This is a genomic window from Sinomonas sp. R1AF57, assembly GCF_002224485.1.
Classification (GTDB): domain Bacteria; phylum Actinomycetota; class Actinomycetes; order Actinomycetales; family Micrococcaceae; genus Sinomonas; species Sinomonas flava.
In genome coordinates this window covers 2,351,750-2,377,692 of record NZ_CP022463.1, presented here as the reverse complement: position 1 = coordinate 2,377,692, position 25,943 = coordinate 2,351,750, and the positions used below count along the sequence as shown (strand labels likewise).

The 25,943-nt window shown below is 70.9% G+C and carries 25 protein-coding genes; 21 read left to right on the top strand and 4 right to left on the bottom strand.

All coding sequences use genetic code 11. From position 1 onward, the window contains the following. Positions 1-39 precede the first annotated feature (39 nt). Positions 40-1,053, bottom strand: a complete 1,014-nt coding sequence (locus CGQ25_RS10910; protein WP_208709628.1) for a nitronate monooxygenase — start codon at positions 1,051-1,053, stop codon at positions 40-42. A gap of 104 nt (positions 1,054-1,157) precedes the next feature. On the opposite strand from CGQ25_RS10910, the gene CGQ25_RS10905 reads away from it, so the two are divergent. The 9 genes from CGQ25_RS10905 to CGQ25_RS10865 all read left to right on the top strand — a co-directional run bounded on the left by CGQ25_RS10905 (position 1,158) and on the right by CGQ25_RS10865 (position 9,991). Then, a complete protein-coding gene (locus CGQ25_RS10905; protein WP_208713043.1) occupies positions 1,158-2,036 on the top strand; it encodes an N-acetylglucosamine kinase in 879 nt (292 codons plus the stop codon). A 98-nt stretch (positions 2,037-2,134) separates the two neighbouring features. After that, positions 2,135-3,232: an ABC transporter ATP-binding protein gene (locus tag CGQ25_RS10900; RefSeq protein WP_208709626.1), complete on the top strand. Its 1,098-nt coding sequence runs from the start codon at positions 2,135-2,137 to the stop codon at positions 3,230-3,232. After that, entirely contained in the window at positions 3,232-3,879 is a 648-nt protein-coding gene (locus CGQ25_RS10895; RefSeq protein ID WP_208709625.1) for an ABC transporter permease, read from the top strand. Before CGQ25_RS10900 ends, CGQ25_RS10895 begins: the two co-directional genes overlap by 1 nt. Further along, a complete protein-coding gene (locus CGQ25_RS10890; RefSeq protein WP_208709623.1) occupies positions 3,876-4,628 on the top strand; it encodes an ABC transporter permease in 753 nt (250 codons plus the stop codon). Before CGQ25_RS10895 ends, CGQ25_RS10890 begins: the two co-directional genes overlap by 4 nt. Next, positions 4,628-5,572, top strand: a complete 945-nt coding sequence (locus tag CGQ25_RS10885) for an ABC transporter substrate-binding protein (protein ID WP_208709621.1) — start codon at positions 4,628-4,630, stop codon at positions 5,570-5,572. The genes CGQ25_RS10890 and CGQ25_RS10885 overlap by 1 nt, the downstream gene beginning before the upstream one ends. Before the next feature lie 76 nt (positions 5,573-5,648). Beyond that, positions 5,649-6,869: a pyridoxal phosphate-dependent aminotransferase gene (locus CGQ25_RS10880; RefSeq protein ID WP_208709619.1), complete on the top strand. Its 1,221-nt coding sequence runs from the start codon at positions 5,649-5,651 to the stop codon at positions 6,867-6,869. A 33-nt stretch (positions 6,870-6,902) separates the two neighbouring features. Then, positions 6,903-7,754: a PPK2 family polyphosphate kinase gene (locus CGQ25_RS10875; protein ID WP_208709617.1), complete on the top strand. Its 852-nt coding sequence runs from the start codon at positions 6,903-6,905 to the stop codon at positions 7,752-7,754. 60 nt (positions 7,755-7,814) lie between these two features. After that, positions 7,815-8,327: a hypothetical protein gene (locus CGQ25_RS10870; protein WP_208709615.1), complete on the top strand. Its 513-nt coding sequence runs from the start codon at positions 7,815-7,817 to the stop codon at positions 8,325-8,327. After that, complete coding sequence (locus CGQ25_RS10865) at positions 8,324-9,991, top strand: DUF5671 domain-containing protein (protein ID WP_208709613.1); 1,668 nt, start codon at positions 8,324-8,326, stop codon at positions 9,989-9,991. The genes CGQ25_RS10870 and CGQ25_RS10865 overlap by 4 nt, the downstream gene beginning before the upstream one ends. A 105-nt stretch (positions 9,992-10,096) precedes the next feature. Here CGQ25_RS10865 and CGQ25_RS10860 read toward each other — a convergent pair whose 3' ends face one another. Both CGQ25_RS10860 and xseA read right to left on the bottom strand, forming a co-directional pair. Then, a complete protein-coding gene (locus tag CGQ25_RS10860; protein ID WP_208709611.1) occupies positions 10,097-10,363 on the bottom strand; it encodes an exodeoxyribonuclease VII small subunit in 267 nt (88 codons plus the stop codon). After that, on the bottom strand, positions 10,356-11,702 hold the full coding sequence (gene xseA / locus CGQ25_RS10855; RefSeq protein ID WP_208709608.1) for an exodeoxyribonuclease VII large subunit: 1,347 nt from the start codon (positions 11,700-11,702) through the stop codon (positions 10,356-10,358). Before xseA ends, CGQ25_RS10860 begins: the two co-directional genes overlap by 8 nt. A gap of 107 nt (positions 11,703-11,809) precedes the next feature. On the opposite strand from xseA, the gene CGQ25_RS10850 reads away from it, so the two are divergent. Both CGQ25_RS10850 and CGQ25_RS10845 read left to right on the top strand, forming a co-directional pair. Next, positions 11,810-12,643: a hypothetical protein gene (locus CGQ25_RS10850; protein WP_208709606.1), complete on the top strand. Its 834-nt coding sequence runs from the start codon at positions 11,810-11,812 to the stop codon at positions 12,641-12,643. A 27-nt stretch (positions 12,644-12,670) separates the two neighbouring features. Next, positions 12,671-13,756, top strand: a complete 1,086-nt coding sequence (locus CGQ25_RS10845) for a 4-hydroxy-3-methylbut-2-enyl diphosphate reductase (protein ID WP_208709604.1) — start codon at positions 12,671-12,673, stop codon at positions 13,754-13,756. A 477-nt stretch (positions 13,757-14,233) separates the two neighbouring features. On the opposite strand, the gene rmuC is transcribed toward CGQ25_RS10845, so the two are convergent. Then, positions 14,234-15,556: a DNA recombination protein RmuC gene (gene rmuC, locus CGQ25_RS10840; RefSeq protein WP_208709602.1), complete on the bottom strand. Its 1,323-nt coding sequence runs from the start codon at positions 15,554-15,556 to the stop codon at positions 14,234-14,236. Between the two features lie 64 nt (positions 15,557-15,620). Here rmuC and ychF point away from each other — a divergent pair, with 64 nt between their 5' ends. The 10 genes from ychF to CGQ25_RS10790 all read left to right on the top strand — a co-directional run bounded on the left by ychF (position 15,621) and on the right by CGQ25_RS10790 (position 25,933). Then, the gene (gene ychF, locus CGQ25_RS10835) at positions 15,621-16,727 is read left to right on the top strand and encodes a redox-regulated ATPase YchF (RefSeq protein WP_208709600.1); all 1,107 of its coding nucleotides are present in this window, start codon (positions 15,621-15,623) and stop codon (positions 16,725-16,727) included. Positions 16,728-17,227: 500 nt separating this feature from the next. Beyond that, positions 17,228-17,527, top strand: coding sequence for a hypothetical protein (locus CGQ25_RS10830; protein WP_208709598.1), 300 nt, complete (start codon positions 17,228-17,230; stop codon positions 17,525-17,527). After that, positions 17,524-18,240: a hypothetical protein gene (locus CGQ25_RS10825; RefSeq protein ID WP_208709596.1), complete on the top strand. Its 717-nt coding sequence runs from the start codon at positions 17,524-17,526 to the stop codon at positions 18,238-18,240. The genes CGQ25_RS10830 and CGQ25_RS10825 overlap by 4 nt, the downstream gene beginning before the upstream one ends. Continuing rightward, on the top strand, positions 18,237-20,618 hold the full coding sequence (locus CGQ25_RS10820; RefSeq protein WP_208709594.1) for a bifunctional DNA primase/polymerase: 2,382 nt from the start codon (positions 18,237-18,239) through the stop codon (positions 20,616-20,618). The genes CGQ25_RS10825 and CGQ25_RS10820 overlap by 4 nt, the downstream gene beginning before the upstream one ends. 384 nt (positions 20,619-21,002) lie before the next feature. Further along, on the top strand, positions 21,003-21,584 hold the full coding sequence (locus CGQ25_RS10815; protein WP_208709592.1) for a hypothetical protein: 582 nt from the start codon (positions 21,003-21,005) through the stop codon (positions 21,582-21,584). Between the two features lie 20 nt (positions 21,585-21,604). Continuing rightward, the gene (locus tag CGQ25_RS10810) at positions 21,605-22,501 is read left to right on the top strand and encodes a hypothetical protein (protein WP_208709590.1); all 897 of its coding nucleotides are present in this window, start codon (positions 21,605-21,607) and stop codon (positions 22,499-22,501) included. Then, entirely contained in the window at positions 22,491-23,036 is a 546-nt protein-coding gene (locus CGQ25_RS10805) for a hypothetical protein (RefSeq protein WP_208709588.1), read from the top strand. The genes CGQ25_RS10810 and CGQ25_RS10805 overlap by 11 nt, the downstream gene beginning before the upstream one ends. Before the next feature lie 948 nt (positions 23,037-23,984). Beyond that, positions 23,985-24,449 carry a hypothetical protein gene (locus tag CGQ25_RS10800; RefSeq protein ID WP_208709586.1) on the top strand — a complete coding sequence of 155 codons (465 nt, stop codon included), beginning with the start codon at positions 23,985-23,987 and terminating at the stop codon, positions 24,447-24,449. Between the two features lie 237 nt (positions 24,450-24,686). After that, positions 24,687-24,893: a hypothetical protein gene (locus CGQ25_RS10795; RefSeq protein ID WP_208709584.1), complete on the top strand. Its 207-nt coding sequence runs from the start codon at positions 24,687-24,689 to the stop codon at positions 24,891-24,893. Continuing rightward, positions 24,890-25,933 carry a hypothetical protein gene (locus CGQ25_RS10790; RefSeq protein WP_208709582.1) on the top strand — a complete coding sequence of 348 codons (1,044 nt, stop codon included), beginning with the start codon at positions 24,890-24,892 and terminating at the stop codon, positions 25,931-25,933. Before CGQ25_RS10795 ends, CGQ25_RS10790 begins: the two co-directional genes overlap by 4 nt. The last annotated feature ends 10 nt before the right edge of the window (positions 25,934-25,943 follow it).

Genomic DNA, 25,943 nt, shown 5'->3' with positions numbered 1-25,943 from the left:
ACGGCATCCTGCCTGAGGGGACCCGCGGCGGCCCGAATGTCAGGCGGCGAACCGGGCCACGACGTCCGCGGCGGCCTCCTCGCGTGCCCCGCGCCAGCCCGCACCGGCCCACAGGTTCGTCCGCTCCGGACTGCCGGCGGCGACCGACGCCGCACGCAGGGGCCCGGTGAGGTGGTGGATGACCGGGTATGCCTCGGGGGCGTCCGGGAACCTGCGCATGAAGCCGTTCTCGAGCCCACGCGCCCACTTGCCGGAGAACGCGCGCGTCGGAGCGGTCCGCTCGAACCGCGGGTCCGCCAGCGCGGCGCGGAGCACCGGATTGGTGCCGGCCTCCGGCGTGCGCAGGAAGGCCGTCCCGAGCTGGAGGGCGGAGGCGCCCGCGGCGCGGGCGGCGGCGGCGTCGTCGTGCGTGCCGATGCCGCCGGCGGCGACGAGGGGGAGCACGACGGCGGCGCGCACCGCCGCGACGAGCTCGGGCAGCGTGCCCGCGAACGGCGGCAGGTCCAGGAATGCCCCCGAGTGGCCGCCGGCGTCCGGGTGCTGGACGACGAGTGCGTCGACTCCCAGCTCCGCGGCCACGGTCGCCTCCTCGGGGGACGTCACGGTCTGGAGCACGAACGCCCCGGCCTTCCTCAGGGCGGCGACCGCGTCCGGCCGCGGCGTGCCGAACGTGAACGACACGGCTGCGGGGGTGCGCGCCAGGAGGAGCTCGAGCTTGGCCGGGTACGCGTCGTCGTCCTCCCACCGCGGCTCGGGCACCTCGGCGCCCACGGCCGCCGCCTCCGGGAGCAGCCGCTCGCGGTACGCGAGCACGGCGTCGCGGTCGACCAGCGCGGCGCCCGGAACGAAGAGGTTCACGCCGAAGGGCAGGGACGGGTCCATGGCGTCCAGCTCCGCGGCGAGGGCGGCGGGGGACTTGTAGCCGCCGCCGAGGAAGCCGAGGTCCCCCGCACGCCCGACGGCGGCAGCGAGCTCGGGGCGGCTCGGCCCACCGGCCATGGGCGCCGCCACGACGCCGGATCCGAACAGGTCCTCAGGCAGGATCGCACTCATGGCCACCACCCTAGGCCTCGTGGGCTCGGGGCCGCGCGGGGACGGTGCGGCGGGCACGTCAGTACGCTAGGCGGGTGAGCACCCAGAATGCCCCAGCCGGCCTGATGGTCGGGCTCGACATCGGCGGCACCAAGACCCGCGGCATCGCCGTGGTCGACGGCGAGGTCGTGGCCGATCGCGAGGTCGGCAGCGCCAACGTCCAGAACGTGAGCCGGGAGACGGCGGCGACGAACCTCGCGGAGCTGTTCGCGGCGCTCGACGCCGGCGAGGCCGCCCGTGTCTTCGCCGGCTCCGGAGGCATCGACACCGACGCGGATGCGGAAGCCCTCGCCGCGCTCATCCGCCCCCACGCACCCCGCGCCCACGTCACGGTCGTCCACGACTCGCGCCTCCTGCTCGCCGCCGGCCGGGCCCGCAGCGGGGTCGCGGTCATCGCCGGGACGGGATCGGCAGCGTGGGGCACCAATGCCGACGGCGACGAGGCCCGCGCGGGCGGGTGGGGGTACCTGCTCGGCGACGAGGGGAGCGGCTACTGGCTCGTCCGGGAAGCGGTGCGGTACTCGCTGCACCGGATGAACCTCGGCTTCGCCCCGGACGAGCTCACGCAGGCCCTCCTCGACGGCACGGGGCTGTCCGAGCCGAGCCAGCTCATCGCCCACTTCCACGACCCGGAGACGGGCCGGCGCTACTGGGCGCAGCGTTCGCGGGTCGTCACGGAGGCCGCGGACGCCGGCCACGCCGGCGCAAGGTTCCTCGTGGACCAGGCCGCCCACGACCTCGCCCGCATGGCCGCCCAGGTGGCCCGCCAGCTCGGCATCGACGGTCCCGTGATCCTGGGCAGCGGCCTCGGCATGCACGTGCGCCGGCTCCAGGACGGGTTCCGTGCCGCCCTGGCACAGGAGGGCATCGAGGACGTGCGGATCCTGGACCGCGACCCGATCTTCGGCACCATCGAGCTCGCAGCCCGCTCCCACCCGGCGTGAGCCGCCGCTGATAGGCTCGCACCAGCGCGCTCCGGCAGCGGGGCGCGGTGCATTGACCGGAGCATCACCCGAACGCGTTCCACACAATCGAGGTGCACGTGCCAGAGCCCATGATCGAGTTCCGCGAGGTGTCCAAGCGGTACGGCGACCGGACCGCGGTCGACCGCCTGAACCTGAGCGTGGACCGGGGCGGGATCACCGTGTTCGTGGGACCGTCGGGGTGCGGCAAGACGACCTCGCTGCGCATGGTCAACCGCATGGTGACTCCCACCGAGGGAACAGTCCTCCTGGACGGGCGCGACGTCGGGGACGGGCCGGCGCCGGCGCTCCGGCGCTCGCTCGGGTACGTCATGCAGTCCGCCGGGCTCCTTCCCCACAGGACCGTCGCGGACAACATCGCCACCGTCCCGCGCCTCAACGGGGTATCCCGCCAGGAGTCGCGGGCCCGGGCGCTCGAGCTGCTCGAACTCGTGGGCCTTCCGGCGGACGCCGCCTCCCGCTGGCCCGCCCAGCTCTCCGGCGGCCAGCAGCAGCGCGTCGGCGTCGCGCGGGCGCTCGCCGCGGACCCGCCCGTGCTCCTCATGGACGAGCCGTTCAGCGCCGTCGACCCGCTCGTGCGCCACGACCTCCAGCGCGAGCTCCTCGGCCTCCAGCGCGAGCTCGGGAAGACCATCCTGTTCGTGACCCATGACATCGACGAGGCGGTCATGCTCGGCGACCGGATCGCCGTCTTCGCCCAGGGCGGCCGGCTCGCCCAGTACGCCACGCCCGAGGCGCTCCTGCGCGAGCCGGCCGACGACTTCGTGGCCTCGTTCATCGGCCGTGACCGCGGGTTCAGGCACCTCGGCTTCTTCCCGGACGCCGGCCTCGAGACCGAGCGAGGCGAGTCGGTCACCGCCGCGCGTCTCGAGGCCGCGCGGCCTGCCGAGTGGGCCGTCGTGACGGACGACGGCGGGCACCCGCTCGGGTGGGCCGACCCGGCCCGGCCGGGGGTGCTCGTGACGGGCGGCTCGCTGCACAGGGAAGGGGACAGCCTGCGCACGGCGCTCGACGCCGCGCTGTCCTCGCCCTCCGGGCGCGGCGTGGTGGTCGACGCCGCCGGCAGGCTCGTGGGGACGGTGGCCCCGGAGGCAGTGCTCGCGGCCGCCCGCGCCGCCTCCCCGGCGCTCGCCGGCGAGAGTCCGGGGGAGGCCTGATGGAGTGGGCGTTCGCCAACGCCGACCGGATCCTGTCCTTGGCGGGGCAGCATCTCCTGCTCGCGGTGGTGCCGCTCGTGGCCGGCCTCGTGGTCGCCCTCCCGCTCGCGCGGTTCGTGGCGGCGCGGAGGCGGGGACGCGCCGTCGTGCTCGCCGCGAGCTCGGTGCTGTACACCGTCCCGTCGCTGGCACTTTTCATCATCCTGCCGGTCGTCCTCGGGACCCGGATCCTGGACCCCCTGAACGTGATCGTGGCCCTCACCGTCTACGCCGTGGCCCTCCTGGTGCGCACGGCCCTCGACGCCCTGGACTCCGTGGCCGGCCAGTTCAGCGACGTGGCCGTCGCGCTCGGGCACACCCCCCTCAGCCGGTACCTCCGCGTCGACCTGCCCCTGTCGCTGCCGGTGCTCGTCGCGGGACTGCGTGCCGTGTCGGTGAGCAACGTCTCGCTCGTGTCCGTGGCCGCGCTCGTGGGGATGCCGAATCTCGGCATCCTGTTCACGGAGGGCCTCCAGCGGGACTTCCCCGAGGAGATCGCCGTGGGACTGATCGCCATCCTCGCCCTCGCGCTCGCGCTCGACCTGGTCCTGGTCCTCCTCGGGCGCCTCCTCGCGCCGTGGGACCGGGCAGCGGCGGTGCGCGGATGAGCCTGCTCGAGGCCACGTGGGCGTGGCTCCCGGACCCCTCCCACTGGGCGGGCGACACCGGGATCCCGGCGCGGGTGGGGGAGCATCTCCTCTACACGCTCCTGGCCGTCGGCATCGCCGCTGCCATCGCCCTTCCGGCAGGGGCCTGGGTGGGGCACACGGGCAGGGGACGGGTCGCCGTGGTCGCCGGGGCCGGCGCGCTCCGCGCCATTCCGTCCCTGGGCCTGCTCGTGCTGTTCGTGCTGCTCGCGGGGGCCGGGCTCATGCCGCCCATCTGGGCGCTCGTCGTCCTCGCCGTGCCACCGCTCCTGGCGGGCGCCTCGGCCGGCATCGCCGCCGTCGACCGCGCCGTCGTCGACGCCGCCCGCGCCCAGGGCATGCGGGAGGACCAGATCCTCTTCGGGGTCGAGCTCCCGCTCGCCCTGCCGGTCATCTTCGGCGGCCTGCGCGCCGCCGTCCTCCAGGTCGTCGCGACCGCCACGATCGTCGCCTACATCAACCTGGGCGGCCTCGGCCGGTACATCTTCGACGGGCTCGCCCTCTCCGACTACCCGCGCATGCTCGCCGGATCCGCGCTCGTCTCCGTGCTTGCGGTGGCAGTCGACCTCGCCCTCGGGGCGCTCCATCGCGCCCTGTCAGCCCGGCACCGCCCGGGCGAACCCCTCCCGCGCGGCGCCAGCCCGGCGTCGCGCGCCACGCTCGCAGCAGCCGCGCCTCCCGTGGCCGCCGAAGAGGAAGGAACACGATGATGAAGTCTCCCACCCGCCGCAGCGCCCTCGCGGCGCTCGCGGCGAGCGCCGCGCTGGCGATCACGCTCTCCGCCTGCGGTGCCTCCTCCAACCCGCTGTCGACCCAGTCCGGCGGTGCGAGCGGAGGGTCCGGCAACGCCCTCGTGATCGGGTCGGCCGACTTCACCGAGAGCCAGATCCTCGCCGAGGTCTACGCCGGCGCCCTCAACGCCGCAGGTGTCCAGGCCACGACCAAGCCGAACATCGGCGCCCGCGAGGTCTACTTCAAGGCGGTCCAGGACGGCTCGGTCGACGTCGTGCCGGACTACACGGGCAACCTCCTCCTCTACGTGGACAAGAGCGCCACCCAGATCACCGCGGAGGACATCGCCAAGGCGCTCCCCGGCAAGCTGCCCGAGGGCCTCGCTGTCCTCAACGCCGCCAAGGCCGAGGACAAGGACGCGATGGTCGTCACCCGCGCCACGGCCGCCAAGTACCAGCTCAAGAGCATCGAGGACATGGCCAAGGTCTGCTCGGAGCTCACGCTCGGCGCCCCCGCGACGTTCGCCGAGCGCGCGTACGGCCTGCCGGGACTCAAGGACAAGTACAGCTGCGTGCCGAAGAAGCTCGAGCCGTTCAGCGACGGCGGCGGCCCGCTGACCGTCAGGGCACTCCTGTCCGACCAGGTCCAGGTCGCGGACATCTACACGACCACGCCCGCGATCGCGGACAACGACCTCGTGGTGCTCGACGATCCGAAGAACAACTTCATCGCGCAGCAGGTGGTGCCGCTCGTCAGGAACGCATCGATGTCCGACGCCGCGAAGAACGCACTCAACGCCGTCTCGGAGAAGCTCACGACGCAGGACCTCATGAACCTCAACCGCGCCGTGGGCGGAGCGCAGAAGCAGAGCCCTGCCGACGCCGCGAAGGCATGGCTGAAGGACAAGGGCCTCGCCTCCTGACCCGCCCATCCGCAGGGGCAGCAGGGTGTGAGCAGCGTCGCAGGGCGCGGCTCGCACCCTGTGGCATATTTGGACAATGGCCCAGTTTCTGCAGTCGACCAAGCTCCACAACGTGCTCTACGACATCAGGGGGCCAATTCTGGAGGCTGCCCAGCAGATGGAGGCAGAGGGCCACAGGATCCTCAAGCTGAACATCGGGAACCCGGCGCCGTTCGGCTTCGAGGCCCCGGACGCGATCCTCGTCGACATGATCCGCCACCTGCCGCACGCACAGGGCTACAGCGACTCCCGCGGCATCTTCTCGGCACGCACGGCGGTCTCGCAGTACTACCAGACCCGGGGAATCCAGAACATCCACGTCGACGACATCTACCTCGGCAACGGGGTGTCGGAGCTGATCACGATGTCCCTCATGGCCCTCCTCGAGCAGGGCGACGAGATCCTCGTGCCGACCCCGGACTACCCCCTGTGGACGGCGTCGGTCTCCCTCGCCGGGGGACGCGCTGTCCACTACCTCTGCGACGAGGAGCAGGACTGGGAGCCCGACCTCGAGGACCTCGAAGCGAAGATCAGCCCCCGCACCAAGGGCATCGTCGTGATCAACCCGAACAACCCGACCGGCGCCCTGTACTCGGATGCGACGCTGCGCCGCATCGTCGAGCTCGCCGAGAAGCACGGGCTCATCATCTTCGCGGACGAGATCTACGAGAAGATCCTCTACGACGGCGCAACCCACACGAACCTGGCCGCCTTCACCGGCGAGGACGTGCTGTGCCTGACCTTCTCGGGCCTGTCCAAGGCGTACCGCGTGTGCGGCTACCGGGCGGGGTGGATGGCGATCTCGGGCCCCAAGAAGGACGCCGCGGACTACCTCGAGGGCATCAACCTGCTCGCGAACATGCGCCTGTGCGCGAACGTTCCCGCGCAGCACGCCATCCAGACCGCGCTCGGCGGCTACCAGAGCATCAACGACCTCATCCTCCCCGGAGGCCGCCTGCTCGAGCAGCGCAACAAGGCGTACGAGATGCTCAATGCCATTCCCGGCGTCTCCACGAAGCAGGCCAAAGGCGCCCTGTACCTGTTCCCGCGGCTCGACCCGGAGGTGTATCCGATCCGGGACGACGAGAAGTTCGTCCTCGACCTCCTGCGCGAGCAGAAGATCCTCGTCTCCCACGGCCGCGCGTTCAACTGGACCGCGCCGGACCACTTCCGCATGGTGACCCTCCCCGCCGTGGCGGACATCGAAGAGGCCATCACCCGTATGGCAGACTTCCTCGGCAGGTACAAGGGCAACTGAGGAAGGCCGCTCGGTGCGGGGAAGGAAGGCGTGATGGGATCCAAGGGCTTCGCCAAGGATGTCGGCGACCTGCTCCGTGTCGGCAGGAACTTCCATCTGGGCGACGTCGACCCGGCCGCCACCCCCGGCTTCTCGGGCGACAAGGCCGAGGGCAAGGTCCACCTCGCCCGGCGGGACATCGTGCTCGCTGAGTACCAGGAGCGGCTGTACGCCGCGGGACGCGACGGCGATGCCCCGTCGGTCCTGCTGATCCTCCAGGCCATGGACACCGCCGGCAAGGGCGGGATCGTCAGCCACGTCGTGGGCGGCGTGGACGTCCAGGGAGTCCACCTGAAGGCGTTCAAGGCGCCCACCGACGAGGAGAAGCAGCACGACTTCCTCTGGAGGGTCGAGCGCGAGCTGCCGGGGCCCGGGATGCTCGGCGTCTTCGACCGCTCGCACTACGAGGAAGTCCTGATCCATCGGGTCCACGGCTGGGCGGACGAAGCCACGATCCAGCGGCGGTACCGCGAGATCCGGGACTTCGAGCAGGGCGTCGCCGCGCGCGGGACGACCATCGTGAAGGTCATGCTGCACATTTCCAAGGAGGAGCAGAAGCGTCGGCTCCTTGCCCGGCTCGAGGACCCGGTCAAGCGCTGGAAGTACAACCCCGGCGACGTCGACGAGCGCCAGCACTGGGGTGCCTACATGGACGCGTACCAGAAGGCGATCGACATGACCTCCACGCCGTGGGCTCCATGGCACGTCGTCCCGGCCGACCGGAAGTGGTACGCGCGCATCGCCGTCCTCGAGCTCCTCATCGGCGCGTTCAAGAGCATCACGCCGGACTGGCCGGAGCCCTCGTACAGCCTGGAGCGGGAGCGGGCACGCGTCCTCGCCAGCTGAGCCCGCTCTCGGGGACGTAGTGCCCTGTCCGCGCGGTCCGTGACGCCGCAGACTGTCGCCATGACGGACAGCAGCGCGGCAGGAGGTTCCACGCGGACGCGGGGTCCCGGGCGTGTTCTCGCGGTGGTCCTCTCGCTCATCGGAGTGCTCGTCGTGGCCTCGGTGGCCCTCATCCTCTCCCGGGGTGCACCGCCGCCGGTCGACCCGTCCACGCCCGCCGGGGTCGTGCAGAAGTATGCAGAGGCCTACCTCGCCGGCGATACGGCAACGGCCCTGTCCACGCTCTCGGACGATGCCCGGAAGCAGTGCGCCTCCTATCCCGGCAGCTATCAGCAGAGCCCCCAGTTCCTGGAGAACGTGCGCGTGGAATTGCGCTCGACCACCGAGCGCGAATCGACGGCCACGGTACGGGTGGCGCTCGTCCAGACGGCGCAGGGAGGACCGTTCGGCCCCTCCGACTACTCGACGCCGGGTGACTTCCAGCTCGTCAAGGCGAACAACCAGTGGGCGATCGTGTCGGCGCCGCCGATGATCGCGGTCTGCCCGCCGCTCATGAAGAGTGTCGCACCATGAGCTCCGCCCTTCCTGCCGTCCGGCGGCTCATCCTCTACGTGCTCCTCTTTGCCCTCGTGGTGATCGCCGCGAGCGGACTCAGCGGTCTGCTCACCCGGGTCCTCCCGTCGGGGCAGGTCCTTGCCGGGGATGGCACAGCAGGACTCGCGCAGTCGCTCGCCTTCACGGTGATCGGTGCGCCGCTCGCGGCGCTGCTGTGGTGGTTCGTCTGGAGGCGCCTCGCGGACCCCGAGGAGCGGCGCTCAACGGCCTGGGACCTGTACGTCGCAGGCCTGTACAGCGTCGCGCTGGTCGTGGCGTCGACCCAGCTCCTCGCGCTCCTGGCGGGGCTCGTCGAGGGGCGGACCGAGGGCTGGAACGGCCTCCTGGCCACCGCTGTGGTGTGGGCGGGCGTGCTGACGTGGCATCGGTGGATGTGGCGGAGCAGGGAGAAGGGCCCCCTCCTGCTCGCGGACGTGCCCGCCGTCGTCGGCGGGGGCTTCGGCCTCACGCTCGGTGCGGCCATGGCCGGAACCGCGCTCACGCGGCTCCTCAGGGCAGCAGTCCAGGCCCTCTCGGGCGACCAGGTGGCAGTTCTCGCCGGACAGGGCGAGAGCAGGACGTGGTGGGGCGGGGTGCTGGCTGCGGCGGTCTGGGCAGCGGGCGGGGCCCTGGTGTGGCTCTGGCACTGGATCGTCGAGGGCGGGCGCAGGCTCCGCACGGACTTCAGCGACGTGGTCCTCGTCCTCGTCGGCATCTTCGCGGCGGGCGTCGCGGCCCTGAGTGGTGCTGGAACGGCGCTCTTCGTCGTCCTCCGGCTCCTGTTCGACCGTGACGAGGCGGCCGCTCCGGTGCTGTCCCTGCTGGATCCGCTGCCGGCGGCGCTGGCAGCCGGGACCATCGGGTGGCTCGTCTGGGCCTACCACCGCCCGCTCGTCGCCGCCCGCTCCGTCTCCGCCCGGCAGGCCGCCCGGCTCGTGACCGCTGGCATTGCCCTCGTCGGCGCCGCGTCGGGCGTCGGCGTGATCATCAATGCCCTCCTCTCCCTGGTGAGCGCACCGCTGGCCGGCACCGGCGCCCGTGCGCTCCTGCTGGGAGGATTCGCGTCGCTGGCCGTCGGCGGGCTGGTCTGGTGGCTCGTCTGGAAGCCCACCCACGTGCTCTCCGAACCGCTGGCGGGCCAGCCGCCTGGACGGCGCATCTACCTCGTGGTCGTCTTCGGCGTGAGCGCCGTCGCTGCCCTCGTCACCTTGCTGGTGATCGGCTTCCAGGTCTTCCGGTCATGGCTCGCCGGGGGCGGCGGACTGGCCCTGATCGCCGACATCAGGGTTCCACTCGGCATCCTGGTCGCCACCGCGCTCGCGGCGAGCTATCACTACGCGGTGTGGCGGCACGACCGCGCAGAGTTCCCCGCCCACGCCGCGAGGCCGTCGATCGGCAAGGCGATCCTGGTCACCGCGCTTGACCCCGAGCCGTTCTCGCGCGCCATCACCGAGGCGACCGGGGCCACCGTCACGGTCTGGCGCAGCGGCAACGGGCTGCCCAGGGACCAGGAGCCCCACGCGCAGCCTGAGGGGCCGAGCGCCGAGGCCGTGGCAAGGGCCCTCGAAGGGATCCGCTCCCGCAGGGCGCTTGTCCTCGTGGGGCCCGGGGAAAGAGTAGAGGCGCTCCGGCTGGAGGGATAGGTCCCTCTACCGGCCTCGAGGCCGCCGCGCGCCGAGTGCGTGGCCCCCGTGCCGGACTGCGTGGCCCCTGTGCCGGACTGCGTGGCCCCTGTGCCGGACTGTGGGTCAGCCTTCCTCTGGCGGGCGGCGTGCGGCGTCGAGGCGGCGTCGCGCTCCCTCGAGCCATTCCTCACAGCGATTGGCGAGCGCCTCACCGCGTTCCCACAGCGCCAACGACTCCTCGAGGCTCACCCCGCCGGCCTCGAGCCGGGATACTACGGCGACGAGCTGCTCGCGGGCCTCCTCATAGGACAGGCTGTCGAGCCCCTCCGCCGCGCGGGCCGAGCCCGCCGGCGACGAGCCGTTCTGCTGTGGTCCGGATGCTTCAGCCATCGCGGGGGTCCTCCTCGTGGTTGGTCGACGACAGGGTGGCGTTCGGGTGCGGGGGACCGGAGGCGGCAGCGGGCTGTGCGCCCTCGGAGCGTGCCGCGAGTTCGCCCCGGGCAAGCCGGAGCCGCAGGGCGGTGCCCGCGGGCGCCTGGTCCGGATCGAAGACCACTGCTCCGGGGTGAGCCTCGGTTCCCGGCACGCCCGCGGCGAGCTGCACGACGGCGTACCCGCGGTCGAGCGTCTGCTGCGGCGAGAGGGCACGCATCTGGGCACGAAGGTGCGCCACGCCGTCGGACGCGCGTGCGACGGCGGTACTCACCGCGGCGAGCGAGCGGCCCCGGAGGCGCTGGAGCTCGTCGTGCCGGCCCTCGACCATGGTGTCGGGGCACGAGAGCGCCGGGCGGCTGCGTATCGAGGCGAGCCGGTCGGACTCCCGCTCCACCAGGAGCCTGACCTGCCGCTCGAACCGCTCTCGGCATTGCCGCACCCGAGCCAGCTCTTCGGTCACGTCCGGGACGATGCGCTTCGCGGCGTCCGTGGGCGTCGAGGCGCGCAGGTCGGCGACGTCGTCCAGGATCGGCCGGTCGGCCTCGTGCCCGATCGCGCTGACGACCGGGGTCACCGCTTCCGCGACGGCCCGCACGAGAGATTCGTTGCTGAAGGGCAGGAGGTCCTCGAGGGAGCCGCCGCCGCGGGCGATGACGATGACGTCCACCTCTGCCAGGCCGTCGAGTTCGCGGAGCGCGCCGAGGACCTCCGAGACGGCGCTTGCGCCCTGGACCGCGACCTCACGGATCTCGAACTGGACGGCCGGCCAGCGCAGCGCCGCATTGCGCAGCACGTCCTTCTTGGCGTCAGAGTCCCGGCCCGTAATGAGGCCGATGCGGTGGGGGAGCATCGGGAGGGGCCTCTTGCGGTGGTCGGCGAAGAGCCCCTCCGACCCGAGTGCCTGCCGCAGCCGCTCGATGCGCGCCAGCAGGTCTCCGAGGCCCACCGGGCGCATGTCGCGCACGGCCATGGTGAGCCGGCCCGTCTTGAGCCACATTTCGGGCTTGACGAGGGCCACCACACGGGAACCGCGCTCGATCGGTTCGCGTAGCCTCGCCATCACCGTCCCCCATGCGGACGCGGGGAGCGAGATCTCCGCGTCGACGTCGCGGAGTGTCAGGTACGCCGTCTGGCCCCTGCGGTTCAGCTCGATCACCTGGCCCTCGATCCACACCTGCGGCGAACGCTCGATGTGCTCCTTGAGCTTGCGGGAGAGCACGTGCAGGGGCCACGGGTTCTCCGGCGTCGTGTCCGCGGCCCGCGCGGGCAGCGTCGAGAGGTCCGGTTCTTCCATCCCTGCCACCATAGCCAACCAGTATCACGCGGCACCGACAGTCCTCGCATGCGGAACCCGTTAGGCGCCGCCGATAGGATGGGCGCGTTGCCGACCCCGGGAAGTCCATGCGTACTGTGCTCTCTGCCCTCTCCGTGCTGCTCGCCGTCGTCCTTACCGCGGCTGCCGTGCCGTCGCTCTGGATCGAGCGGAACGTCGTGAACGAGGACGGCTTCGTGCGGCTCCTGGCCCCGTTGAACCGGGACGCTGACTTCCAGGCAGCGCTGGGCAAGTCGTTGACAGCGACGGCGGTCTCGGCCTCGGGAGTGCCCGCTCCGCTGAGGCCCGCGGCCACCGAGCTCGCCGAGAAGACCCTCGAGGGACTGACGTCCGACCCGGCCTTCCCTTCCGCGTGGGAGTCGACCCTCCGGGAGAGCCACAGGCTGAACTTCAGTCCCGCCACCGCTTCGACGTCAGCCTTCACCCTCGAGCTCCGGCCCCTGGCCGACGTCGTCCTGGACCGCCTCGGCGCCGGCCTCGGTGTCGGCTTCTCGGATGCGCCGAGCATCACGGTGCCCGTCGGAAACGCTCAGCAGCGCGCAGCGCTCACCTTCGCGCAGGACGCGGCCGCCCTGGCCCTGCCGCTGTCGGCCGGCGCCGTGCTCGCGCTCCTGCTCGGCCTGCTCTTCGCGCGTCGGCGCGGAACCGCCCTCGCCTGGGCCGGCGGCGGCCTCCTCGTGGTGGCAGGGCTCCTCGGCGCCGGAACCTTCCTCATGGCCTCGGTGGCCGGCTCACAGGGCTCCCAGGGAAGCGTGGCCGGCGTGTTCGCCCAGCGCGCAGGGCAGCTCCTGGCGGACGCGTTCGGGCCGTGGATCGTCGGTGTTGCCGCCGTCGGCGCGGTCTTCCTGGTCGTGGGCCTGGTGCTAGGAGCGCGTCAGCGGAGGCGTCCGGCGCCGCAGTAGCCGGACCGGCGCCGGTAGCATAGTGGCATGACCTCAACCCCCGTTGCCTTGTCTATGCCCACGGTCCCGCGGCGCCGCCGCTCGCCCGAGGACGTGGCTGCCGTGGCTCCGGTCGAGGGTGAGAAGAAGGTCCTGCTCGCCGCGCCCCGCGGCTACTGCGCCGGGGTCGACCGGGCCGTCATCGCCGTCGAGAAGGCGTTGGAGCACTATGGTGCCCCGGTCTACGTGCGCAAGCAGATCGTCCACAACCGGCACGTCGTGGAGACCCTCGAGGAGCGCGGGGCGGTCTTCGTCGAAGAGACCGACGAGGTGCCGGAAGGTGCCCTGGTCGTGTTCTCCGCCCATGGAGTGAGCCCGGCCGTGGTCCAGTCGGCGGCCGACCGCGGCCTCCGCACCATCGATGCAACGTGCCCCCTGGTGACGAAGGTGCACCGCGAGGCCGTCCGCTTCGCGAAGGGCGACTACGAGATCCTGCTCATCGGCCACGTCGGCCACGAGGAGGTCGAGGGGACGTACGGCGAGGCCCCGGACCACACCCAGATCGTCAACTCGCCGGAGGAAGCCGACACCATCCAGGTCCGCGACCCCGACAAGCTCATCTGGCTCTCCCAGACCACGCTGTCCGTCGACGAGACGATGGAGACCGTCCGGCGCCTCCGGGAGCGCTTCCCGAACCTGCAGGACCCGCCCAGCGACGACATCTGCTACGCGACCTCCAACCGGCAGGCCGCTATCAAGAAGATCGCGCCGCAGGCTGATCTGGTGATCGTCGTGGGGTCCGCGAACTCCTCGAATTCCGTGCGTCTCGTCGAGGTTGCGCTCGAGTACGGTGCCAAGGCCGCGTACCGGGTGGACTTCGCGAACGAGGTGGACGAGTCATGGTTCGAGGGCGTCTCGACCATCGGCGTGACCTCCGGCGCGTCCGTGCCCGAGGTCCTGGTCCAGGACGTCCTCAGGCTCGCCGCCGACTACGGCTTCGGCACCGTCGAGGAGGTCGTGACCGCTGAAGAGGACATCCTCTTCTCCCTGCCCAAGGAGCTTCGCAGCACGCTCAAGGAAGCCGGCGACTCGAGCCGGGGCCTCGGCGGCAGAGGTCAGCGCCCCCAGAGCTGAGGCCTACCCCAGCCGAGGTCACCCCGTGTGGCGTCGAGGTCACCGGGTGTGGCGTCGAGGTCACCGGGTGTGGCGTCGAGGTCACCGGGTGTGGTGCCGAGGTCACCCGTAGGGGGTGTGGCCCGTGACGGGGTCACCCTAGGGGCGTCGCCCGTGCCAGGAAGTGCCGTTCTGTGCGAGAAGTGCACGAAAGGGCCACTTCTCCCGCAGAACGGCACTTCTCGATGCTAGGTGCCTTCTCAACGCGTGATTGTTGGGGCCACAGCCCTTCTCGCCGCCGCGGCACCTGGCCCCGGCGCGGCACCTGGCCTCGGCGTTGCCGGCCCGAGGCGGCGGTGCCCGGCGTCTGGCCAGGCACGGCTGCCGCACCGCAGCGCCGCGTCGAGCGGTCTCCGCGCGTTGCCGGCTCGCGCGCCGAGCAGCGCCGAGCGGGCAGCGTCGGTCTACCCCGAGCGACCCTGGCGCCGATCAGGCCGATCAGGCCGAGTGCCGGTGGCCTGCCCCGTGCTGGCCGTCGCGCGCATCTCGGGAGTCGTCGCCCAGATCGACCGAGCCACCTCCCAGCGTCCCGGGCAGCGGAGCGATCCCGTTGTCCCGCCACATCTGCTCGTCCAGGAGCTCGCTCGCGCTGAGCACGCGGGGCGTCGTCTCGACCGGGGGCAGCTCCGGAAGCGTCTCGCGGGCACCGAGGTCCAGGGCGCTGATGCGCCGGGCCGTGGGCAGCACACGCGACTCCAGCGCGCCGATGAACGCGTTGTACCGCTCGACCGACCCCTTGAGCGACGCGCCGAGCCGCGCGACGTGGCCGCCCATCGTGCTCAGCCGGCCGTACAGCTGCTGGGACAGGTCGAACAGCTCGCGGGCGTTCTCGGTGAGGAGCTCCTGCCGCCACCCGAAAGCAACGCCCTTGAGCAGGGCCATGAGCGTGGCAGGGGAGGCCAGCGCGACGTTCCGGGTGAACGCGTAATCGAGGAGGCCCGCGTCTGCGCGCAGCGCCTCCGCGAGGAAGGACTCCGCCGGCAGGAAGCACACGACCAGCTCGGGGCTCGCGCCGACCGCTTCCCAGTACTTCTTGCTCCCCAGCACGTCCACGTGCGCGCGCAGGGCCTTGGCGTGCTCCGCGAGGTGCTTCTCCCGTGCCGCGATCCCCGCAGGGCTCGCATCCTGGGCGTGCTCCTGCGCCCTCAGGTACGCACCCAGCGGGACCTTGGCATCGACGACGATCTGCTTGCCGCCCGGCAGCGACACGACGAGGTCGGGACGGACAGCACCCGCCTCCCCGGACGTCGCGACCTGCTCCGCGAAGTCGACCCGGTCGAGCATCCCGGCGGCCTCGACGACACGACGCAGCTGGACCTCGCCCCACGTGCCGCGAGAGGCGTTGTTGGCCAGCGCCGCGGTGAGGGCATGGGCCGACTGCAGGATTGCCGCATCGGAGTTCCGCGCCTCCTGCAGCTGCTGCGCGAGCTGACCGAACTGCTCGACGCGGTCGCGCTCGAGCAGGGCCACGGCGCGCTGGACGGCGCCGAGCTTCTCGGCCACCGGGGCCAGCGCGTGGAGCACCGTGTTCTCCTGCTCGTCCAGTGACGTCAGGGCGGCGTTCTGGCGCGCGAGCAGGTCGCGTTCGGCGCTCGCGGCCGCGAGCTGGGCCTCCACCGACGAGAGGCGGGACTGCAGCGCGGGGAGGTCCCCGCCGTCGTGCGCTGCGCGCCTCCGCGCCCACACGGCGCCGGCCACCCACCCCACAAGGAGAGCGAGCAGCGCCACAAGAACCACCACGAGAGTCTGCGTTCCGTCCATGCGCCCACACTCGCACGGGCCACCGACATTTCTGGCCGGATCCGCGCCGGTATGATGGATGACCGTGGCTCTCACTATCGGAATCGTCGGTCTCCCCAACGTCGGCAAGTCGACGCTCTTCAACGCGCTGACCCGCAACCAGGTCCTTGCGGCGAACTACCCGTTCGCCACCATCGAGCCGAACGTCGGCGTGGTGAGCCTCCCCGACCCCCGTCTGGACAAGCTCGCCGAGATTTTCGGCAGCGCGCGCATCCTCCCCGCCACCGTCTCCTTCGTGGACATCGCCGGAATCGTCAAGGGCGCCTCCGAGGGCGAGGGGCTCGGCAACCAGTTCCTCGCGAACATCCGCGAGGCCCAGGCCATCGCCCAGGTCATCCGGGTCTTCGACGACCCAGACGTGGTGCACGTCGACGGCAAGGTGGACCCGCGCTCCGACATGGAGACCATCAACACCGAGCTGATCCTCGCCGACCTCCAGACCATCGAGAAGGCCCTTCCGCGCGTCGAGAAGGAAGTCAAGATCAAGAAGCGCGACGCCGCGGAGCTCGCCGCGATCGAGGCCGCGAAGAAGGTCCTCGAGCGCGGGGACACCATCTTCTCGTCCATCGCATCCGACAAGCTCGACATGGACCACCTCAGGGAGCTCAACCTCCTCACGGCCAAGCCGTTCATCTACGTCTTCAACGCCGACGAGGGCATCCTCACGAGCCCCGAGAAGCAGGAGGAGCTGCGCGCTCTCGTGGCCCCCGCCGACGCGATCTTCCTCGACGCCAAGCTCGAGTCCGACCTCGTGGAGCTCTCCGAGGAGGAAGCCCGTGAGATGCTCGAGATGAACGGCCAGGAGGAATCTGGCCTCGACCAGCTCGCGCGCGTCGGCTTCCACACCCTCGGCCTCCAGACCTACCTCACGGCCGGCCCCAAGGAAACGCGCGCCTGGACCATCCACCGCGGAGACACGGCGCCGCAGGCCGCAGGTGTCATCCACACCGACTTCCAGCGCGGCTTCATCAAGGCCGAGGTGGTCCACTTCGAGGACCTGGTCGAGGCCGGCTCCATGGCCGAGGCCAAGTCCCGCGGCAAGGTCCGCATCGAGGGCAAGGACTATGTCATGGCCGACGGCGACGTGGTCGAGTTCCGTCACAACACAACCTCAGGCGGCAAGGCCAAATAGCTCGGCAGCGCTCGGCTGTAGGGCTCAGCGCGGGCCGGGCCCTCAGGCGCAGCCTGGAACCCCGGTGCACCGCTGTCCACCGTTCCGCCGCTGTTCGCCCTCGGGCTCCAGGGGGTCCAGCGTGAGGGGAGCCCTCAGGGCCTCGCTCCAGGTCGCCCCGGCTACGCCCTTATCGGGGGTCGGCTGTTCGAGACGCAGGCGAACGCTGAGCGACGCTGACGCACGATGCGCGGAGCGGCTGAGGGTGAAGGCGGAGCGCCGGAACCGATGCGATGTTTTAGCCAGATAGACAATACCGCCCTACTTCTGCTTTCGGCAGAGTAGGGTTAGGTTGTACGCAGAATCACATACCGGCTACGGGAAGCTCATGCGGCCCGCCAACTACGAGAGTGGCGGGTGACGGTGCGTAGGAGAACCCCGATAGTCCACCCCCTCGCGTAAATTCGGAAAAACGTGCACCTGGTCATAGAGGGGACGATCACCGGAAGGTGTTGTCCCTCATGTCCGAACCCCGAGCTGGTCACGCGAACCCGTTCAACCGTATCTCCCGCCTCACGCCGTACGACCCCGAGGTCAGCCGCGCGCGCTCAGTAGTCGCCGTTGCCTCGATGAAGCACCCTCCGAAGAAGGCCGGATACTCGCCGGAGGAGGTCGAGGAGGCCCGCCGCTTCCTGGCCGAGGCGAAGATTGCCCGATTCGTGAAGCAGGTCGTCGCTGAGGCGCCACCGCTGACGCCTGAGGCCGCCGACCGCATCGCTGCCCTGATGCTCGCCCCGAAGGACGGCGGTGAGGCGCGATGAAGAAGCCGCCCCCGGACAGGGGAGGAGCCCCGGGGACGGTGTCCCGAGGCTCCACCAAGGAAGGAAATGACGACCGCTCAGTCGACCCCTCAGCTACAAGGGTAGCTCGGAGGGCTGAGAGGGGGTCGGTCACTGGCCAGACGCCAGATCTGTCGGGCGGCGCCTACAGGCTGGCGGAAGAGGAGTGGCTCAGGGAAGCCGAGTCGGAGCCCGAGCGTAACTGGGCCCTGGAAGAGGCCATAGCTGAGCATAATGCTGACGTCGAGGCAGCTCGGCGAACCACCCGCCACCTCTACCTCGCTGAGGATGTGTGGGCTGAGCAGCATCCACGCCTCAATGCTGCGTTCACGCGTGATCGGACGCCCGGATTCATCGCCGGCGTGCTGGCCCAGTCGTACCTCCCATACCTGTTGGCGAAGCCGGACCGCCCCACGCTGGTGTTCGACATGACGCAGGACGACTTCCCGTTTGTGGGGCGGTATCACGACAGTGATGGGTCAATACACTTCAACCCTGACGAGCTCAGCCGGAGGCTTATCCTCCACGAGTTGGCGCACTGGGCGCACCCTGGGGCGAGAGGCCGGGGCCATGGCTACCTGTTCGTCGGAATCTACGTTCACTTCTTGGCAATCGCCTTCGATAACGACGTCGCTATGTCGCTCCTCTACTACCTCGACAAGGACGACGACGAGCTGAAGGCGGTGAAGGCATGACGCACAAGGAAGCGGCGAATGGGCGCGAGAACCCCCAGCAGCGTCACCTGCAAGGCACTAAGACCAGCCCCTATGCTGACGCCGCCCTCGACTACCGGGCGCTCGGCTGGGCGGGGACGCTCACGCTCCCCTACGGCAAGAAGAGCGCGCCGCCCTCGGGGTACACCGGCTACAGCGGCGCATACCCGGACGACGAGACGGTCGCCACCTGGAGCCGTGCCGGTCGCAGAAACATCGCGCTGCGGATGCCGGATACCGTGCTCGGCCTCGACGTGGACGAGTACGGCAAGAAGTCCGGCGCGGACACCCTGAGCGCGGCTGAGGCGCGGCTCGGGGCGCTGCCACCTACCTTCCGCTCGTCGTCACGTGGTCCAGGCGTGAGCGGCATCCGCTTCTATCGGGTACCGGCTGGCAGGCAGTGGGCCGGCGAGCTCAGCGGCGGCTGTGTTGAGACCATCCACCACGGCCATCGGTACGCGGTCGTGTGGCCGTCAGTACACCCGGACACCGAGCGCGAGTACCAGTGGTACAACGCTGAGGGTGAGCCGTGCGGCCCGCCCGCTGTTGCAGACCTGCCCACCCTGCCTGAGGCGTGGACGGCTGAGCTGGACCGTGGCCCGGCTGACGACCGCACTGTCAAGGCTGACCTGGACACCCCGGCAGTGGGCGAGTGGCTACGGGCACTGCCCGACGGCGAACCGTGCCGTGCCGTGGAGGCTGAGCTCGAGAAGGCCGAGCTGCGGCTCAACAGCGAGGCGAGCGCGGGCTCGCGGCACGGCGTCGCACTGGCGCGCACGATGGCGCTGGTCAGGCTCGGTGAGAAGGGTCACCCGGGGGTACCGACGGCGCTGGGCACGCTGGAGGCGATGTTCACGGCCTCACTCAACGGGGACCGGCGCGACAACGGCGAGTTCCAGCGAATGGTGGCAGGTGCGGTCGGGGGCGTAGTGGGCAGCCCGAGCCCCGAGGAGGAGCAGGGCTGCGGCTGCTCCACAGCGGCAGAGGACTTCGCCGACGCAGATCAGGAGGACCTGTGGGCCACCCCGACGCTCCAGCACATCCGCCAGGCCGCCCACTCGCGTACCCTCAGCGCCCCGGCGATGCTGTGCTACGTGCTCGCGCGGGTGCTGGCTGAGGTACCCCCGGGCGTGGTGCTGCCCGCAGTCATCGGCGCCCCAGCCCCCCTGAACCTCGGAGTCGCCATTGTGGGGCGAGCCGGGCGCGGGAAGTCCTCGATGCTGGCAGCGTCACGGGAGCTGGCGGGGATTGGGCCCCTCGGCTACGACGAGCAGCAGGAGATCGAGCGGGTCATCGGCTCAGGTGAGGGCATTGCGGAGAGCTTCCTCCAGGATGAGACCGTGGCCACCCCTCAGGGGGGACTGAGGAAGACCGGCCGCAAGGTGCTCGTCGAAGACCCCCGGCGGATCATGATCGCCGACGAGGTGGACCAGATCGCGGCAGTGGGCAGCCGAAGCGGCTCGACCCTGTGGCCCGTCCTCCGCACGGCGCTCAGCGGCGGCGCGCTCGGCTCCGCCAACGCAGACCAGGAGCGGAGGCGTCACGTACCGGGCGGTGCCTACCGACTGGTGCTGCTGCTCGGGGTCCAGCCGACGCGAGCCGCCGCGCTACTGCGCGACGCTGACGCGGGAACGCCTCAGCGGCTGCTGTGGGTGAGCGCGCAGGACCCCACTATCCCCGACGAGCCGCCCGAGTGGCCCGGATCGCTCGACTGGGCGGACCCCGATGAGTGGCCGGCGGAGATCGACTACCCCGAGCACATCAAGAGGGAGGTGCGCGCTGAGCACCTCCGAGCGAGCCGAGCGGGGCTGCTGAGCGAGGACGCCGGGTCCCTGGAGGGCCACCGCCTGCTCACGCAGCTGAAGGTTGCCACGGCGCTGGCGCTGCTCCACGGGGACACGGCGATCAAGGACCAGTGGTGGGACATTGCCGAGGTGCTGGTGCGCGGCTCGATGGGGGTCCAGGCGGAGTGCCTGAGGGTGCTGGCGGATGAGGCGGCAAAGCTGACCCTCGCCCGAGGCCGGGAGGACGCGGTCCGGAAGGAGGGGGAGGCCGCATATCGGCGCGGGAAGGTGGAGAAGGCCGCGAGGGCGATCTGGAAGGTTGTGCATGACCACGCCAACAGCGAGCCCGACACCGACAAGCCCAACCCCCGGCAGAAGCACACCCGAGACGCGGGGTGCACGAACAGGTGCGTCTACCACGCGCTGAGGCACTTCGACGAGTTCCGATCCGAGGCGACGCAGCTCGCCAAGGACGAGGAGTGGGTCATCGAGAAGCAGGTCGACGAGGTCAATCGCTGGCTGCTTGGGCCCTCGAAGCCGAAGCCGGAGCCGAGCAGGCAAGGAGGGAAGGCATGAGGGGGTCAGAGGGTACCCGCCCCAAAACCGAGCAGGCCTCGGGATGCGGCGGGGGGTACCCGAAACACCTGATGGGGGGTACCCGCCCAAGAACCGAGCAGGCCTCGGGAAGTATCGGGGGTACCTGGGGTACCGGTCGGGTACCCCCACGCCCTCAGCGCGCCTCAGCTCGCGCGTTAGAAAATCAACAATTCTATCTATCTATTTATATGGGCGGGCGTGAGGGTGTTGCACCTGCCCCACCCCCTCGGTACCCCCGGTACCCCGGGTACCCCCGAGCAGATGTCGGGAACTGGGGCGGTACCCCCACTCAGGTACCCCGAACCCCGGAGGGTACCCCCGTGCAGCCAGTACACCCCAGCCAACCCGTAGAAGGAGAGCACCATGTCCATTGAGAAGTTCACCCCCGCCGCGCCCGGCTGGCGCGCCCTGTTCGCTCATGAGCCCGCGCGGCCGGATAAGGACGAGTGGCGGGACATCGCCGGCTGGATCCAGATGGGCCATAGCATCCACCCCGCCGTTGTGTCCCCCATTGACGGGCGGGTGTGCTCGGCAGTCGAGGCTGGTGTCGGCTTCACGGGAGCGGTGATTGACCCGTCCGTGGACACTGAGGACAGCGACACGGAGGATATGGCGCGCCGCTACCGGGCCCGCTGGCTTCGGCGTCGCCCCAAGTGGGAACAGCGCGCCGAGCGTGAAGGCCTGACCCGAGCCCAGGCCCAGGAGAAGTGGGCCCCAGAGGCCGGACGCGCCGTCCTCGCCGCAGCCAGGGCTCACGCCGAGGCCCAGCACCCGGGGCCGGACTTTACCGATGATGACGAGTGCTACCGGCGCGCCCTCGCTGGCGCCGGGCTCAGCGACCGCTTCATGGCGCCAGGCATCCGGCACGCCGAAGCCGAGGGCTGGATCGAGTGGGACGACGACGGGGAGCGCTGGATCCTGACCAAGAAGGGGGCGTCGAAGTGAGCGGGCGGCTTGGCCCTGGAGTGATCTACGGCCTGCACGGTGGCGACGGCGTGATCCGCTACGTCGGGCAGAGCAAGGCGGGTATCGCAGGGCGGCTGAGCGGCCACCGGGGGACGGCCCGCGCCGGATCCACGCAGCCCGTCCACACCTGGATGCGCGAGGCGGGTATCGAGTCAGTAGTCGCAGTCACCCTTCACGAGGTGCCCGAGGGCGCGTCGATGGATGACGCTGAGGCCGAGTGGATAGCGCGGTCACGCGCCGAGTACCCGGACGTGAATCTGAACACGGTGGCGCGGAGCACGACGCGTGAGGTGACCGCCGTAGAGCGGGCACGGCGAAGCGCCCGCGCCAAGGCCATGTGGGCCGACCCCGAGGCGAAGGAGAAGCTCACAAAGGCGATCGGGGAGGCAATGAGCCGCCCTGAGTCCCGCGAGCGAGTCAGCGAGGCCTCAAAGGCCATGTGGGCCGACCCCGAGGCGAGAGCACGGCAGAGCGAAGCCGCGAGGGCCAATTGGACCGCCCCTGAGTACCGGGCACGGATCAGTGAGGCATCGAAGGCCTTGTGGACTGACCCCGAGCACCGCGCGCGGATGCGAGAAGCCGCGAGGGCCCAGATGGCAGACCCTGCGGTGCGGGCGCGGCTCAGCGAGGCATCGAAGGCCAATTGGACCGCCCCTGAGTATCGGGCGCGGATCAGCGAATCCGCGAAGGCACAGTGGGCTGATCCTGAATTCCGCGCGCGCGTAGACGAGGCCCTGGAGCGCGGACGCCACACCCGGTGGCATACCAATCGCGGCATCCGGAAGCCCGGCTGTGAGTTCTGCCAGAAGTCCCCCTCACGCTCGGCAGAGTCTCCGCAGGCTCGCGAATCACGCCTACACAACCCAACCCCCGAGGAGGACCACCATGAAGGCTGAGATCGCGGAGGGCGCTGCCCGCGCCCACGCATGGGAGTACCAGACGGCGCTCGGAGCCCACGCCGTGTGGGAGGCGGTGTTCCACTACGCCCGTGGCCACGGAGGCGGTCGCTCCACCGCCAGCCTCAGGCCGGTCGCTCGTCGCCCCCGCTCAGTGGTCGTACAGGTGCCGGCTGAGGCAATGATCGACCGAGCAGAGGCCCTAGGGTGGATCGAGTGGCGGGAGGGGCTGTGGTGGCCTGGCTCCCTCAGGCCCGAGGACACGCCGGGTGCCGGCCTTCCCCAGTACGCGCCCACCGCCCCCGTCCTCCGGGCGGCACGGCGAAGCCGCCACGAGTCGCACTGGCTGCTGACGGTTCGGTGCCCCTACTGCGGTGGCCTCCACGCTCACGGCAGCGGTGGCCTTGACCTGAGCGGCGACCTCGGCCAGCGAGTGCCTCACTGCCCACCCCCGAACCGTCCGTACCAGCTGAGGCTGACCGAGGAGGTCAGGCCGGAGACCGACGAGGTAGCACCAGAGGACGGCACGCGGTGAGCCGGGTGTTCCGAGACGATCCGGCCCGGGCGTGGACGAAACCGCTTAGGAATGTGCATGTGACCGCCCCTCATGAGTATGGACGCATCACGGCAGCCGAGGTAGGCGCGATCCGGGCAGCAATCGTGCCGCCCCGGGGGATAGGTGAGCCCGCCGGGGGTGTAGCGGTCACGGTCAACGACGTCGTGAGGCTGACCCTCACTCGGGCTAACGCCCTCGCCCTGATCGACGCTATCGGCCGGGTTCTGGACGAGCCGCCCCGGGTACCTCGTGGCGGCTACCCCGGGTGCGGCAGCCGGGGTGAGGGGGTGGGTGAGTGAGGGTCTACCCGGAGGGCAGGGGGTGGCTGACCGTGGCTGCTCAGGCTCAGGCTCAGTCGCTCAGCCCAAGGCGCTCAGCCTTCAGCCGCTCAGCGCTCAGCCTCAGTCGCTCACTGCTCCAGGTGCTCACTGCTCCAGGTGCTCACTGCTCCAGGCTCAGTCGCTCAGTCGCAGTCGCTCCAGGCTCAGTCGCACCACCTCGAAGCCACCACCTCGACGCCGGGCTCACGTCGCGGCGCCAAGGCTGAGCGGGGCAGGCTGAGCCGGGTATCGGGCGGCTCGGGGTGAGGCTGAGCGGCTGAAGACCTGGAGGCACGAGGCCTATACCGAAGGTCGCGCGGCTGAGGCGAAGCCGAACGAACCGACGAACCGAACGATACGAGCGCGCGAACGAACGATGAGCCGAGTGAACGAGGAACCGAACGACGGGGCAACGGCGAAGGCCGATGGCGGGCGCGGCGAAGGCGCAGCGAAGCCGGGTCACCCTACCCCCCGTAGCCCCCGGCCCCCCGATGAGCTGCCCGCCTTCCGGGCTTAGCGGATCCGCGCAAGTCCAGACTTCAACCCCCCGATACGCCTACCGGCCTAGGCTTTGAATGCAGGCCCTGATCGAGGAAGGTGAGCACCGATGAGCGAGCGAAGGCTAGCCCCTTGCGGTACGCCCGCCGCGTATGACCGCCACCGCCGTCGCGGCGAGCCGGTCGATGATCTGTGTGCCCGCGCCAACAAGGAGGCCAGCCTGGAGCGCCAGCGGAAGCGCAGGGTCAGGGCGCAGAAGGCCCGCGCCCGGGCCGACGACGCTCGCCGGCTCGGCAGCGCGGTGAGGCTTGCCCCCGTGGCGGACCTCCCCCTCACGCCCGGCGATGACGCGTCCGACCCCAACCCCCTCACGGACGCCCGTGAGGACTATCGCCTAGTCATGACCGCCCTGAGCCGGGCCCTGCCGCGTGAGGTTCCCGCGCTGAGCCGCCGCCGCGAAGAGCTCGTCCAGCGCATCGCCGACCTGAAGGCGCAGAAGGACGCGATCCCCTTCGCCGACCGGCTGGCCGAGGCCCGCGCCCGGGTCGTCCGTCGCCGCGCTGAGCGCCGCTGAGGCGTCGGAGGGTACGCCCGTATCCGCTTGGTGCTGCCAGCTCGCAGGCAGGAGACCTGCCGAGGCTGAGCACGACTCCCACGCTGAGCCTCAGACGGGTGCGCCCCGGCTTGGGGGGAAGCCGAGACGCACCACACCCCATGCTTACCCGCGCCGCTGGCGCCTGACGCGATTACCCCCACCTCGGGTCTAAGCGGTAGCCTTGCTCTCGTTTCCATCGGAGGAAGGGAGCCCTCGGTGTCCACCGAAGTCGCGAAGGCAAGGTCGCTCGTCGGCGTGGCGGTTCGCCGCCATGACCCTGAGGCTGAGGCCGATGCCCGCGCCGCGCTCGCAGCGGCGAAGATCGAGCAGTTCCTGACCCACACGCTGGCCGAGGTTCGCCTCAGCCCCGAGCAGCTCGACCGGATCGCCGCGCTGCTGTTCACGGAAGGAACACGCTCATGACCGCCACACCCCTCGACTTCGCGGTGCCGACCGCCGACCTCACGGCAGCCGCCTACTCGCACGTGCCCGGGTACGACGCTGCCTCACGCGACGTCGCCATCGCTGTGGAATGGATGAGGGCGCTTCGCGAGACGCCGCCCCCGGCCCCACTCGACCCTCAGGCTGAGCTGCGCGCTGCGGCCTCGGCCGGCCAGCCCTTCCCGCTCGACCTGCCGCGCCGGGTGCGTGAGGGGGAGCACGCCGGGTACGATCTGGCGCAGTCGCTTCAGATGGCCGGCCAGTTCCTCGCTGACGCGAAGGCGCGGCAGGCCGCCGCCCTGGAGCACGGCGCTGACGCCGGGCTGGGCTGGCTGCGCCCTCACCTGGACGAGACCGTCGCCGCCGTGCGTGAGCGCGCCACCGCGCTGCGGGTACTCAACGCCGACTCGGCCCTGCATGACCCCGCCGCCGCTCAGCTGCTGCGCGACGCTGACGCCCTCACCGCTCGCTACTCGGCCATTCGGGCCGTCCAGCGGGCGCTGGTGCGCGCGGCGTGCACCTCACGGGGCACCGACCACGGTCAGCGTATGTACCTCGTCGCCGGTCAGGTGGCCGACTTCATCGACCGTGAGCGGGCATGGCTCGACCGCCGGGTGGCGCAGGGGCGCTGGCCGCATGACCTCGGCCGGCTGTCCAAGGAGCAGCACGCCCTGAGGGGCTGGCTGACCCGCCCCGGCGAGCCGGTGCTCGATGCCCTCACGTGGCTCGCCCCTCTGCCGTCGGGCAGCGTCGCCGATCAGGCCCGGGCGCTCGCGCTCATCGTCAGCCGGGCCACGCCGTGGCTGCCCAGCATCGAGCAGCTGACCACCGCCTACGAGCAGGCGAACTTCACCACCGAGGGGAACGCCCTCAGCCCCCGTGACGCTGAGGCCGGTATCCGCTGGCTCCACCGCCTGGAGGACGTGACCGGCTACCTGAGCGCCGGGGCACCGCCGCTGCCGCCTGAGCGGGCGCAGGGCCGACCGGCCTTCCGCCACACAGTCCCCTTCGTCAATCGCTAGAGAGGAACCC